Source organism: Halomonas sp. GT (assembly GCF_002082565.1).
In the GTDB taxonomy this organism is placed as follows: domain Bacteria; phylum Pseudomonadota; class Gammaproteobacteria; order Pseudomonadales; family Halomonadaceae; genus Vreelandella.
On the sequence record NZ_CP020562.1, the window covers coordinates 3,014,237 to 3,027,115 of the forward strand.

Genomic DNA, 12,879 nt, shown 5'->3' on the forward strand with positions numbered 1-12,879 from the left:
TCGCCGCAACGTTTTCCCTTCTACTACCTGAGAGTCGCGCAATGACCGCCACCGTCCACACTGTGTTTCAGCCACTTTTACGGCTGGGCCTTATCCCGCAGATTTTAATTGGCATTATTGCCGGGATATTCATCGCCCTTTTCACACCCGATATTGCAGGCAATGTGGCACTGCTTGGCCAGCTATTTATTGCCGCACTGCAAGCGGTTGCCCCTATTTTGGTCTTTGTGCTGGTTACCGCTGCCATCGCCGCACACAAGAAAGGTCAACCAACGCATATTCGCCCCGTACTCATACTGTATGTGGTAGGTACATTAATCGCTGCGTTAATTGCAGTGGCGGCAAGTTTTCTTTTTCCCACCGAACTTTCATTAAATGCGGGGCAAATTGATGGTAATCCGCCTGGGGATATTTTTAGCGTTTTAAGGGACCTGTTATTAAATGCGGTGGCTAACCCGATTAGTGCGCTGATGGAAGCGAACTTTATCGCTATTCTGGCATGGGCCATTGGCCTTGGTTTATCGCTACGCCAAGCCAGCGATACCACCCGCCAAGCGTTAAGCGATTTGTCCACTGCTATCACCCGCATTGTCACACTCGTAATTCGATTGGCGCCGATTGGCATCTTTGGCTTAGTCGCAGGAACCTTGGCAGAATCAGGGGTCGATGCATTACTGAACTACGCTCAACTGCTGGGTGTCATTGTCGGCTGTATGCTGTTTGTCGCTCTTGTTAGTAACCCACTACTCGTTTACTTCACTACCCGCCAGAATCCTTATCCACTTGTGTTCACCTGCCTGCGCGGTAGTGCCATCACCGCCTTTTTCACCCGTAGTTCTGCGGCGAATATTCCCGTAAATTTAGAGCTGTGCCGCCGTCTAAAGCTGGATGCCGACACCTACGCTATTTCAATTCCGCTCGGCGCGACGATCAACATGTGTGGTGCAGCTATCACCATAACGGTCATTACCTTGGCGACCACCCATACGCTAGGCATTACCGTCGACTTCCCCACTGCCCTACTATTGTGCGTGGTATCTGCACTGGCTGCCTGTGGTGTTTCAGGCGTAGCCGGTGGTTCGCTTATGCTCATTCCAATGGCCGCCAACCTGTTTGGCATTCCAACAGAAGTCGCTATGCAAGCGGTGGCGATTGGCTTTGTCATCAGCGTGGTACAGGACGCGACCGAAACAGCGCTTAATTCCTCAACGGATGTGCTGTTCACTGCCGCCGCCTGCCGAGCCCGTCAGCCTTCCAGTTCTGACCAAACGTTTTAACGCAATATGATTGACTTCTCGCTGTTCCTTATATAGAACGTTCTATAAAAGGAACAGCGAGGTAAACCAATGGATGAGCACTCACTTAGTACCCTAGGCCAGCATTTGCAATCTCTCCGCCAAGCGCGGGGCTGGTCGCTCTCCTCTCTAGCCAATGCCGCTGGCATCGCCAAATCGAATCTGTGCCGTCTGGAACAAGGGAATGGCAACCCCACCTTGGATACCATCTGGCGGTTGGCAGTGCAGTTGAATGTCCCCTTCGGCACCCTGGTCGCGCCAATTTCCGTGCCCCTAGGGGAAGATGGCGTACAAGTGCAGTTAATTGACCAAGGCAAAGGCTCGCCCCAGGTAGATGCCTATTGGATGCGCTGTGCTCCCCATACTCTGCGCCACGCTGAGGCTCACACACTAGGTACTAAGGAAACGCTGACCCTTATTAGCGGCTGGCTAGAAGTTGGCCCGGAAGGGGCGATTACTGCGCTAACCCCTGGCGAAAGCATCACCTTTCGTGCAGATAAGCCTCACCTTTACCGCACCCAAGACCAAGAGGCCACCATGCTACTCACCGTTACGTACGGCGAACGGGGGGATGCACCATGAACCAACTTGCCAGCCACTCGCCGTGGCGTAGCGCGCTGCAAGGCGTACGCGAAGCCATTCCCCTATTGGGTGGCTATATACCAGTGGCACTATCGTTTGGCCTAGTGGCTAGCCAAGCAGGCTTTAGCACCCTTGAAGCCACCGCTATATCCGCACTGATTTACGCGGGTGCTTCACAGTTTTTGTTTGTGGGCATGATCGCCACTGGTGCACCGCTGTGGCTGGTGGTAGCAATGACCTTGTTAATAAATGTGCGCCACGTGGTGTACGGCCCGAACCTAGCCGAGCTGCTTCCACGTAGCCGCCACTGGCCTTGGCTAATGCACGGCCTAACCGACCAAGTGTTTGCACTGGCATTAACCCGGCTTCCACAACTGCCTGACGCTAAGCGCTTTAGCTGGTTTGTGGGTGCATCGTTACTGGCGTGGGGCGCTTGGATTGTAGGGACGACTGTCGGTGCCACCGCGGGTGAAGCGTTTACCGCACGTTGGCCGCTGCTGGGAGAGATCATGCCTTTCGCGCTGCCCGCCTTATTTCTAACCATGGTAGCACCACGATTCACCGATAAACGCTGGGCAGCCGCCATGGGGTGCGCCATTTTGGCTGCGCTGAGCTTGACCCTGTCAGGGTGGAGTAATGTGGCTATTCCGCTCGCCGCTGCCTGCGGCGCATTGTGCTTCTACACGGTCAAATTTCAAACACGGAGGCGCACATCATGAGTATCGAGTCATGGCTAGCCGTCGCGGTTTGCGCACTGGGTACCCTGCTGATGCGCGTGGTGCCCTTCTTGTGGATGCAGCGCCGATTGGGCAGCGACACGGGCATTAATACAATGCCCCAGTGGCTGGGTATTCTGGGGCCATTAATGATTGCCGCCGTGCTGGGGGTTTCCATTGTGCCCGTTAACCCAAACGCTATTTCCTGGCTAGCCACTGCCGTTGGGCTTTCCGTTACGCTACTGGTGTGGTGGCGGTTACGCTCTTTGGGCTGGCCAGTGGCTGCCGGGGTCGCGACATTTGGCTTGGTAGAGATCGTAGCGACGCTCTAATCCGTTCCCGCTTTTTCCATCAAATACTCCGCAACAGCCTGATAGGCGGGCAGTGACGTAGGGTCGTTAGCTGCATTTCCTGCCACGGGGTGCGATGCAAAGCGCACAATCACCATCTCAGCGGTAGGGTCAATATAAATGGTTTGTCCATGCACGCCTCTTGCGGCAAAGGCACCATGCTCGTTATGCAGAGACCACCACATGCCACGGTAGCTGCCGCCCGGTAAATAACGATATCCCGCGGCGGCAAACGCTTGCCTGTCGCCGCCTTGTCGAATGCGTTCAACGGCCGCTGCAGGAAATAGCTGCTCACCGTCCATTACGCCGTCATTGAGCACCAACTGCCCGACCCTGGCCATATCCCGAAGGCCAGCGCTCAAACCGCCCCCTGCGAACGGCGTACCAATAGAGTCGACGGTAAAGTAAGCATCCTGCTCCATGCCTAACCGCTGCCAAAGACGCGATGACAATAGTGACGCCACCGATTCCCCCGTCGTGCGAGCGATCACCCATCCAAGTGCATCGGTATTAATCGTTTTATAACCAAAAACCTGCCCATGCTCACCTTCCGGCTGTACCGTCGCTAAATACTCATAATAGGTGCGCGGTCCAGTGTAATCGTCTGGCTTGGGAAGCGGGCTTGCCGCCGCATTGTAGGCCCAGACCTCAGCGTTGGGGTCACTGTAATCTTCGCTGTAAGCAAGGCCTGTGGTCATTTCAAGCAGCTGCTTCACCGTGGCATTACCAAAAGCACTGTCGGCAAGTTCCGGCAATATATCGCCCACGATTGCCTGCTCATTCAACGCGCCTTCTGCCACCAGAATTTCACCCAACAAGCCGGTCATGGATTTAGTCACCGACATAGCGCCGTGCTGGCCTGTTTCATCCAAACAGCCTGAATAAGTCTCATACACCACCTGCCCTTGGTGAAGAATTAGCAGACCATCGGTGTAGTTTTCATTTAGCGACGCCTGCCACGACATAGGCTCACTACCGTCAATCGGGGTGAAGGTGACATCGTTTATCGCGTCGTCCAATGCATAGGGCAAAGGAACAGGTGCACCCAAGCCACGGCTAACCTGTTTAGTAGGCAACAGCTCGCGAAAGTGGCACACCGTCCAGCGCATTTTGGGGAAACTAAAGTAGTTGGAGTCTGGCTGGCCAATCACCTGCTCTGGCGCAGGTGGGAAGCCCTGCATCCAGCCTAGGCGGTTAGGGTCAGAAGCTTCGGCACTTAATACCGAGGCTCTCGCCTGCGTAGTATCAGCATGCCCCATAGAGCTAAGCAGCATAGCGGGCAATGCTAGTGACAACATCACACTAAAACGACGACAAAATTGTGTCATAACCAACTCCCAGGCGTACACAACGCCACACGAGCGTGAGCGTAACGCTTGAGTGTAGTGACTTCTAATAAAATGGGTAGCTAAACGAGTTCAACGTTCTTTATGGTTATATTGTCCGATCTTATTTTCCATATCATGACTAAATACTTGGTATTGGTTTCGACCACTTCTCTTCGCACGGTACATAGCGGTATCGGCACTCTCGAGCAAGCTATGTTCATTTGCCCCATGGTCGGGATAAAGGCTGATCCCGATACTGACACTAATGCCTAGCTTATAGTGACCAACACAGCATGGCATCGCTAATGCGCGAAGAATTTTTTCTGCCACTTGGGCGGCATCACTTAATTTTTCAATTTCATTAAGCAACACTATAAATTCATCTCCACCCTGTCGACACACAGAATCTGTATCGCGCACGCATTCACCGAGACAATTAGCAACTAACTGCAACAAACTATCGCCAACAGTATGGCCAAGTGAATCATTAATGAACTTAAAATTATCAATATCTAAATATAACAGCGCGACATAATGGTCGTGGCGTTTTGCTAGACGGATAGCGCGAGCAAAGTGCTCTGCAAATAGAAAACGATTGGGCAGTCTAGTTAGCGCATCATAATGGGCCTGATAGGCTAGTTGCTCTGCGTGAGTTAAAGAGTGCTTGGCATCATGAAATACAATCACCGCGCCTACCGTAGCACCATGGCTGTCATGAATAGGAGCTGCCGAATCTTCTATCTCTAGCTGGCTTCCATCCTGACGAATCAAAACGCAACCCAGTGCCAACTCTACCGTACGATTTTCTTCCATCGCCCTTAGCGCTGGATTGGGCGCGGGCTCGTGAGTTTGAATATGAACGAGCTTCAATACCTGATCAATTGGTTTACCAACCGCCTCTACACTTGTCCAGCCGGTCAACACTTCAGCAATGCGATTCAGATAGGTAACTCTGGTGCTCAAATCAGTCGTCAAAACGGCATCACCGATTGAATTTAGTGTTGCTTTAGCCCAATCCCTTTCCACTTGTAGGGCATTCTCAACACTTCGCAATCGCTCGTCGGCATCTTGCTCGGCATCGTTTTCTTGCATCTGGGCATTATTGTTTAGGCGACCACCGTACAGCATGACGTTTTTATCCATGTGTAGCCGTGTCCAAAGGTGAGGATGGCGCTGCATTCCTTGCAGCGCACAGTGCAACATCCTGTTTAGGCATATCCCTTGCCCCACTGATAGTGACATTAGACGGTAGCTTAATGACTCACTGTGCGCTGGCGAACACAAGAAGCAAGTTATTTTAATTAAAGTTGGAAACTTTCAAGCCCACAAATCAGCCCTATGTGCGATAGCGTACAGAGATTGCTTGAAGGCACTCTATACTTGAAAGGAGCATGTCTATCGGCTGGAGATGTACATCCATAATGGCTCCCTTATAGCAGCGGCGGCTTAAAAAAGCTGCTTATAAGTTAGGGATAATGAGGACACTTAATGCTTGAACCGCATGATTTTAAACAAAATGCGCTGCTAGACTTACTTCCCAAAGATGATCTTGCGCATCTGTTGCCTCACCTTGAAAAAGTGACGTTGACATTGGGTCAATCACTCAGCGAATCCGGTCGGCAAATGAGTCATGTCTACTTTCCGCTAGATTCCATCGTCTCGCTGCTATGCGTGATGGAGAACGGCGCCTCGACAGAGATCGCTATAGTCGGTTACGAGGGAATTGTGGGTGTCTCACTATTTATGGGAGGTGAAACCACTCCCAGCCGAGCGATTGTACAGAGCGCAGGACATGCTTACCGCCTTAAGGGACAGCTGCTCAAAAACGAATTCTACCGCGCCGGTGCTATGCAGAGACTGCTGCTTCGCTATACCCAAGCCTTACTAACCCAGATGGCGCAAACGGCGGTATGCAATCGCCACCACAGCGTCGACCAACAGCTATGCCGGTGGCTGCTGCTCAGCCTTGACCGATTGCCAGGAAATGAACTGGTGATGACCCAGGAATTAATTGCCAACATGCTGGGGGTGCGTCGCGAGGGGGTCACCGAGTCAGCGGGCAAACTGCAAAAGGCTGGCTTGATTTCTTACAACCGAGGGCATATCAAAGTCATCGACCGCCCAGGGCTGGAGGCACGGGTCTGCGAATGCTATTCAGTGGTCAAACGCGAGTATGACCGACTGCTCAACCACCATAACGTTATGTAAGTTACTTAAGCTAAACCGCTAACATAATGCCAAAAGCACTAACGCGCTATGTACGCTAGCGTGCCGACGCTTGATTCACCCAATGTTAATATGTGGAGGTACCATTAAAAACAGATGGTGCGTCTGCAGCCGACATCAAAATGATCCCTATCTTCATTGTGCCGTTTGCCAGGTTCTTTCAACCGGAGAGGCACATGACGTCTATTTTTCACGCTGCCGATGCCAACCACTTACTTGCTGATCTGCCTACCGCCGAGCGGGACGCTTTTGTGGCTGGTTGCGAGACTGTGTCGCTTACGTTTGGCGAAGAACTTTACCACCCCACCGATACAGTCACTCACGCCTACTTCCCCATCAACAGTTTCATTTCACAGATCGTCATTCTCCATGGGGATAGCCGCCTTGAAGTCGCGATGGCAGGACATGAAGGCATGCTTGGTATCTCACTGATGCTCGGCATCGAAGAAGCGCCACTGCTCGCTGTCGTTCAAGGAGCCGGTGTTGCACTGCGTATTAACGCTGCTAGCTTTCAACGACTGTTGGCAGAGTGCCCAGTATTGCATCAGCGGCTAAAAAGGTACCTTTACGTCGTCATTAATCAGCTAGCGAACTCAGCGGGCTGTATTCATTTTCACCGAATTGAAGAACGACTTGCCCGCTGGCTGCTAATGACCCAAGACCGCGCCAAATCGGATAGATTGAAGCTAACGCACGAGTTTTTAGCCATGATGCTAGGCGTGCGACGGGCAGGAATTACACAGGCCGCCATTGCCCTACAAACACGCGGTCTAATTCGTTACCACCGCGGTGAAATCATTGTCATGGACCGCCCCGGCCTGATCGAAGCATCATGCACTTGTTATACCGAAGATTGTGCGCTGTATGCCCGTGTACTGACGGCATTATAAAAATACTAGGGCAGCCTGACACGAAAGTTAACCAATATAATATAATGCGAAACACCTTTTCTCTTTCTCCAATGCCGTATGGCTGAATACGCGACCAGTCAGCTCATTCTATCACCCTGCCTTTATGCTGCTGGGTAACTCATACGTCCTAAATTCATGCGCACTGAGTTCATGTAATTCATGTAGCAGGCTCCATCCACGCCCCAGTAGAACCGACCTCATAACACGAAACCCACTCATCTGGCTCCTTAAGCCATTGGCGCAACGCGCCATGGCTAAATTTATGCTGAAAGGCGAACCGATGAGGAGCAGCCTAATGGTTATGATTGGCCGCTATACACTATGATTAATAAGCCACTGTATTAATGGGAGAGCGATATGAATAAGGATGTCATCAACGCTATTCGAGAAAAAGAGCAGTTACCCGACAGCATGACTGATAGTGAAATAGCGCTGGAATACAAAGGAACATATACCGCCGCCAGAGCCGCAGTAAGTTTAGAGCACAAACCGCTTGATCAAGTAATCAATGACGCTATGGCCAAAATATTTCCATTTATGCGTAACAAAAAGAAGTAAGTGTTAGCGATTTAAAAGCTCCTACACGAAAGTAGGTAAGAAACACTTTATGGTTACACGCTGAAATAACGCAGGAAGCTAATAAAGACAAGTAGTCTATTGGTTGGTGGTGTCAGTTTTAAGAGCGGTCAACCGAAAATCCAAGGGACTTATAATCCCCTGCCATGGAGAAGCTTACTAGAAATGGTGGGCCCAGTAGGACTTGAACCTACGACCAAGGGATTATGAGTCCCCTGCTCTAACCAACTGAGCTATAGGCCCGTAAAGCGTGCATATAATAGCGAATGTGTTCGGGCGAGGCTACCCCTTACGGTGCTATCTTGTGGTGATAGCAGCAATTTTTTAGGGGCACTTATTGAAAAGCGTGGGGTCTGGTAGTGAGTTCCTAATGCGGAGACGTGCTGTGAAAGCTTTGATTGCTCTTATCCCGCTATTGTTGGCGGTGCCGGTTCATGCGGATTGGCAGCTAGATCCTGCTCAGTCGCGGGTGCAGGCGTCTATTACTCAATTAGATGGCAATGCCCCGCAAACCCATCACCATCAGGTGAATAATTTGCAGGGTGATATCTCTGCCGATGGCACCCTTCGCCTACCGTTACGTTTGAGCCAAACGGATTTGCTGACTCGCTTTGGTGATTTGCCACCGTGGGTGGGCTTACTGGCCAATACCACGCTAGTCACACTGATCGCGCAAATGCCGCCGGAGCGGTTAGATGGCTTGGATATTGGTGAATCCATGGTAGAAACGCTTACCTTTCGGGTGCAAACCGACTTGATCAACCAGGAAGAGTCGGTGCCGCTGCGCTTTACCCGTGAAGGGCTGAACGAGGTGCGTGTTACTCATGCTGAACCGATGGCGATGGATGGCCGAGCGCTGATGGCCAACAGCACGGTGCGAACCGTGCTGTCGTTGCTGGGCTATCAGGAGATTGACGAGCATGTACCGGTCACCTTGAATGCCCTGTTGGTGAACCGCTAACGCGCCGCAAGGCGCGTTCAGTGGCTGAGTGTTTCCACATCTCCTGCCTGGGCAGCGCCGGTTTGTACTCGCCACTGGGCAGCATAGTGGCCATCAACCTCCAACAAGCTTGAGTGGTTACCGCGCTCAGCAACGCGCCCTTTCTCAATCACCACGATTTCATCGGCATGCACAATGGTCGAAAGTCGATGGGCAATCATAATTACCGTGCGGCCATGGGCAATGCGCTTTAGTGAACGTTGAATGGCTGCCTCAGTTTCGTTATCCACCGCGCTAGTGGCTTCATCCAGCACCAGAATCGGCGGATCTTTAAGCAGCGCCCTGGCCAGGGAAAGCCGCTGACGTTGGCCGCCAGAGAGTAACACCCCTCGCTCGCCAACCGGGGTTTCTAACCCTTGGGGCAGTGTTTCAATAAAGCTCCAGGCTTCGGCGGTTTTCGCGGCGTCAATAATCGCGGCCTCCGAGGCATCGGGTTTGCCGTAAGCAATGTTGTCGCGAATGCTGCCTTCAAACAGGTACACATCCTGGCTCACCAAGCCTATCGCTTGGCGCAGCGAGTGCATACTGACCTCCGTGATCGGCTGACCGTCGACAAGTACGCGACCGCTGGCTGGGTCGTAAAAGCGCAGCAGCAATTTGATCAGGGTCGATTTGCCGGAACCGGTAGCACCTACCAGCGCCAGGGTGTTGCCTGCAGGCACGTGGAGATCAACGCCACTCACCCCCACTTGGCTAGAGGCATAGTGGAAGCTCACCGCTTCGAACTGCACCTCGCCTTTCACGGGCGCAGCGAGAGGCGTTGTACTTTCATCTTTAACCGTAATCGGCACTTCCAATAGGTCAAGAATCCGCTTGGTGCTGGCCATCGCGCGCTCGAACAAGTCGATCACTTGGGCAAGGCCGGTGAGCGGCCACAGCAAGCGCTGGGTAAGGAAAACCAGGACGCCGTAAGCGCCTACATTCAGGCTGCCGTTCAGCGCCATCATGCCGCCGACGGTGAAGGTGGCGAGAAAGCCCGCCAAAATCGCCATACGGATGACGGGTATAAACGCAGAGCTGACCTTTATCGCCCGGCGGTTGGCTTCTAAATAGGCTTCGCTGGCATCACGGAGGCGCTCGGCTTCCCGCGCTTCACTGGTAAAGCTTTTGATGGTGGCAATGCCACTTAGGTTGTTGGAAAGGCGGCTGGCAAGATCACCCACCTTTTCACGCACATCGCTATACAGCGGCCCGGCTTTGCGCTGGAAGAAGAAGGCGCCCCAGATAATGAGCGGGATCGGCGTGAACGCCAGTAGCGCAATCAGCGGTGACAATACAAAGAACACAGCGCCTACCGCTATTACCGTCACACCAACTTGAATCAGCGCGTTGGCTCCGCCGTCCAGGAAGCGCTCCAACTGATTCACGTCGTCGTTCATGGTGGCGACGAGCTGACCAGAGCTTTTTGATTCAAAAAATGCCATGTCCAATCGCTGGGCGTGCTCATAGGTGTCCTGGCGCATATCCGCCTGTAGCCGCTGGGCAAGATTGCGCCAGAGAATTTGGAACAGGTACTCGAACAGAGACTCCCCCGCCCAGATAAAGAACGTCAGCACCGCCAGAATGGTGATTTGTTGATGAGGCGTTTCAAAGCCCAGCCGCGCGACAAAGCTGTTTTCCTGGTTAACCACCACATCAATCGCCACACCGATTAGAATTTCCGGAGCGATATCAAATAGCTTATTAATAATAGAACAGGCGGTGGCCGCAGCGATCCGCCGCCGATATCCTTTGGCATAGCGCAACAATCGCACGAGTGCTTGAAAGCTTTGGCTGTGAGCCCTCTGACTTCCAGAAGGTTTAGCGTGAGAATCGGGTGGAGAAGAAGCCACATCGGTTCCTTTTAAAGTTATAAAGAGAGTTATATATAGAAGGTTGTATGTAGAGAGTTATATACAGAGAGCTACTACGTAACCTTTATGCTGGCTGAGTCACGCGGCGCACGTTGGCCAGTAAAGGGCTTCCGGTATCCGGATCAAGGAGCAGCGTGCAATCCACTTGGTATAGCTCGCGCACCAACTCGGGTGTCACCACACTGGCGGGCGCCCCCTGCGCAATAACCTGACCATCGCGCATGGCAATTAAGTTGTCTGAATAACGGCAGGCACTGGCGAGGTCATGCAATACCATCACCACCGTGCGGCCATGGCAAGCCAAGTGGCGCACTAACTCAAACACTTCTATCTGGTGGCCTAAGTCTAGCGCAGAGGTCGGCTCATCTAATAGCAGTAGCGGCGTTTGCTGGGCAATAGTCATCGCGATCCAGGCGCGCTGGCGTTGCCCGCCGGAAAGCGCTTCTAACGGCCGGTCGGCGAGGTCTTCCAAACCAGCAGCATCAAGCGCGTACTGCACCACCCGCTGGTCTTCCGCCGACCATTGACGCAGCAAGCCTTGGTGGGGCTGGCGACCAAAACGAATCAATTCGGTGACGGTTAGCCCTTCTGGGGCCACTGCCTCCTGAGGCAACAGTGCTAACTGGGTGGCTAACTGACGCGCTGGCAAGCGTTGAATATCCTGACTATCCAGCAGTACTGCTCCGCTGTCAGGTTTGTGCAGGCGAGCCAGACCAGAAAGTAGCGTTGATTTGCCACAGCCGTTAGGGCCAACAATGGCCGTTACCTGCCCACTAGGTAAGCTAACGCCCAGGTCTTCAATCACTCGACGTTGGCCGTAGCTCATACACAACGCATCGGTAGCAAGCGTTGGCGAAAGAGATGTGCTATTCATGGGCGGCTCCGTTGTGGGCGCATTAATATCCATAGCAGCCAGGGCCCGCCTACCACCGCAGTGACAATGCCCACGGGAATTTCAATTGGTGCCAAGAGAGTGCGCCCGGCAAGGTCGGCCAGCACCATCACCAGTGCTCCCGCCAGCGTGGCGGCTAGAATCGGCACATGGCGGGCGCTAGAAAGTGAGCGGGCAATTTCTGGGCCGATCAGCGCAACCATGCCCACTGGCCCCGCCACAGCAACCGCAAAGGCGGTAAGTACGACGGATAGCATCAGGATCTGTAGCCTGCGGGCTTTAACACGAAGTCCTAGGCCGCTGGCGGTGGCATCTTTAAAACGTAGTAGTGTCAGTGAACGCGCCAGCGCCAAAGCGGCAATCACCCCCAATGCCAAGCCAATTCCCAACAGTTGTACTGCGCCGCCGGGGCGGGCATTGAGTGATCCTACTGTCCATGGGTAGGCGGCATTGGCGGTGTCAATCGCTACCCGCGCCAGCATTAATTGAGTGACAGCACCAAACACCGCCCCCACGCCAATGCCCGCGACAATAAACCGATACCCCTGTGTGCCACTGCCTGCCGCAAGGCCAAAGGTCAGCACGGCGGCGGTCGTCGCCCCAGCCAAAGCCATCGCTGGCGGCGCAATCGACACACCAATGCCCACAATAGAAGCCACTGCGAAGGCAGTCGCACCATTATCAATACCGATAATACCGGGCGTGGCTAGGCGATTGCGTGCCAGGGTTTGCATCAAAATTCCTGAAAGTGCGAACGCCGCTCCGGTAAAGCAAGCAGCGGCTAAACGAGGCAAACGCAGCTCCTGAACCATAAAGGCCGTCATCATGTCACCCTTACCTAACACGGCAGGAATCACCGCACTGGGCGCCAGCGGTACGCTACCTAAGCTTAGATAGAGCAGGCAAGATGCCAGCAGCGCAATCAACAAACCAATGTTGACCGCTAAAGCGCGCTTTTCGAGCAAAAAACTATAGCCCCAACGGGGTAGCGCAATATGCCAGTAGCCTTCCGGCGCTGGCACGCTATCGGCATGCTCTGCGGCATGGATAACATTGTTTAAAACATGGCTGGGAGTGACAACATCCGTTAAAGGCGGATGATTCGCCATTATTTTCATATCAATACATCACCAAAATGACACCGCGACGC

The 12,879-nt window shown here is 53.1% G+C and carries 13 protein-coding genes and 1 tRNA gene; 8 read left to right on the forward strand and 6 right to left on the reverse strand.

The features are described 5' to 3' along the window. The first annotated feature begins 41 nt into the window (after positions 1–41). The 4 genes from sstT to B6A39_RS13900 all read left to right on the forward strand — a co-directional run bounded on the left by sstT (position 42) and on the right by B6A39_RS13900 (position 2,925). Positions 42–1,277: a serine/threonine transporter SstT gene (gene sstT / locus B6A39_RS13885; RefSeq protein ID WP_083006645.1), complete on the forward strand. Its 1,236-nt coding sequence runs from the start codon at positions 42–44 to the stop codon at positions 1,275–1,277. A gap of 69 nt (positions 1,278–1,346) precedes the next feature. Further along, positions 1,347–1,877 carry a helix-turn-helix domain-containing protein gene (locus B6A39_RS13890; RefSeq protein ID WP_083006647.1) on the forward strand — a complete coding sequence of 177 codons (531 nt, stop codon included), beginning with the start codon at positions 1,347–1,349 and terminating at the stop codon, positions 1,875–1,877. Beyond that, a complete protein-coding gene (locus tag B6A39_RS13895) occupies positions 1,874–2,596 on the forward strand; it encodes an AzlC family ABC transporter permease (RefSeq protein WP_083006649.1) in 723 nt (240 codons plus the stop codon). Before B6A39_RS13890 ends, B6A39_RS13895 begins: the two co-directional genes overlap by 4 nt. After that, positions 2,593–2,925 (forward strand): AzlD domain-containing protein, encoded by a 333-nt coding sequence (locus B6A39_RS13900; RefSeq protein WP_083006651.1) that lies wholly within the window; start codon positions 2,593–2,595, stop codon positions 2,923–2,925. The genes B6A39_RS13895 and B6A39_RS13900 overlap by 4 nt, the downstream gene beginning before the upstream one ends. Here B6A39_RS13900 and B6A39_RS13905 read toward each other — a convergent pair. Both B6A39_RS13905 and B6A39_RS13910 read right to left on the reverse strand, forming a co-directional pair. Continuing rightward, complete coding sequence (locus B6A39_RS13905; RefSeq protein ID WP_083006652.1) at positions 2,922–4,271, reverse strand: serine hydrolase domain-containing protein; 1,350 nt, start codon at positions 4,269–4,271, stop codon at positions 2,922–2,924. The genes B6A39_RS13900 and B6A39_RS13905 overlap by 4 nt on opposite strands. A 90-nt stretch (positions 4,272–4,361) precedes the next feature. Beyond that, entirely contained in the window at positions 4,362–5,414 is a 1,053-nt protein-coding gene (locus B6A39_RS13910; protein WP_198036719.1) for a diguanylate cyclase domain-containing protein, read from the reverse strand. A 345-nt stretch (positions 5,415–5,759) separates the two neighbouring features. Here B6A39_RS13910 and B6A39_RS13915 point away from each other — a divergent pair, with 345 nt between their 5' ends. From B6A39_RS13915 to B6A39_RS13925, 3 genes are all read left to right on the forward strand, one after another. Continuing rightward, positions 5,760–6,479, forward strand: a complete 720-nt coding sequence (locus tag B6A39_RS13915) for a Crp/Fnr family transcriptional regulator (RefSeq protein WP_083006656.1) — start codon at positions 5,760–5,762, stop codon at positions 6,477–6,479. 194 nt (positions 6,480–6,673) lie between these two features. Then, positions 6,674–7,387 carry a Crp/Fnr family transcriptional regulator gene (locus B6A39_RS13920; RefSeq protein ID WP_083006658.1) on the forward strand — a complete coding sequence of 238 codons (714 nt, stop codon included), beginning with the start codon at positions 6,674–6,676 and terminating at the stop codon, positions 7,385–7,387. Positions 7,388–7,765: 378 nt separating this feature from the next. Then, positions 7,766–7,966: a hypothetical protein gene (locus B6A39_RS13925; protein ID WP_083006660.1), complete on the forward strand. Its 201-nt coding sequence runs from the start codon at positions 7,766–7,768 to the stop codon at positions 7,964–7,966. Positions 7,967–8,150: 184 nt separating this feature from the next. On the opposite strand, the gene B6A39_RS13930 is transcribed toward B6A39_RS13925, so the two are convergent. Further along, positions 8,151–8,227, reverse strand: a tRNA-Ile gene (locus tag B6A39_RS13930). A 127-nt stretch (positions 8,228–8,354) separates the two neighbouring features. Between B6A39_RS13930 and B6A39_RS13935 the strand changes: the two genes are divergently transcribed. Continuing rightward, positions 8,355–8,945, forward strand: a complete 591-nt coding sequence (locus B6A39_RS13935) for a hypothetical protein (RefSeq protein WP_083006662.1) — start codon at positions 8,355–8,357, stop codon at positions 8,943–8,945. Positions 8,946–8,962: 17 nt separating this feature from the next. Here B6A39_RS13935 and B6A39_RS13940 read toward each other — a convergent pair whose 3' ends face one another. From B6A39_RS13940 to B6A39_RS13950, 3 genes are all read right to left on the reverse strand, one after another. Continuing rightward, complete coding sequence (locus B6A39_RS13940) at positions 8,963–10,816, reverse strand: ABC transporter ATP-binding protein (RefSeq protein ID WP_083006664.1); 1,854 nt, start codon at positions 10,814–10,816, stop codon at positions 8,963–8,965. Between the two features lie 85 nt (positions 10,817–10,901). Further along, complete coding sequence (locus tag B6A39_RS13945) at positions 10,902–11,711, reverse strand: ABC transporter ATP-binding protein (RefSeq protein WP_083006666.1); 810 nt, start codon at positions 11,709–11,711, stop codon at positions 10,902–10,904. After that, positions 11,708–12,838 carry a FecCD family ABC transporter permease gene (locus B6A39_RS13950; protein WP_442906252.1) on the reverse strand — a complete coding sequence of 377 codons (1,131 nt, stop codon included), beginning with the start codon at positions 12,836–12,838 and terminating at the stop codon, positions 11,708–11,710. Before B6A39_RS13950 ends, B6A39_RS13945 begins: the two co-directional genes overlap by 4 nt. Positions 12,839–12,879 lie beyond the last annotated feature (41 nt).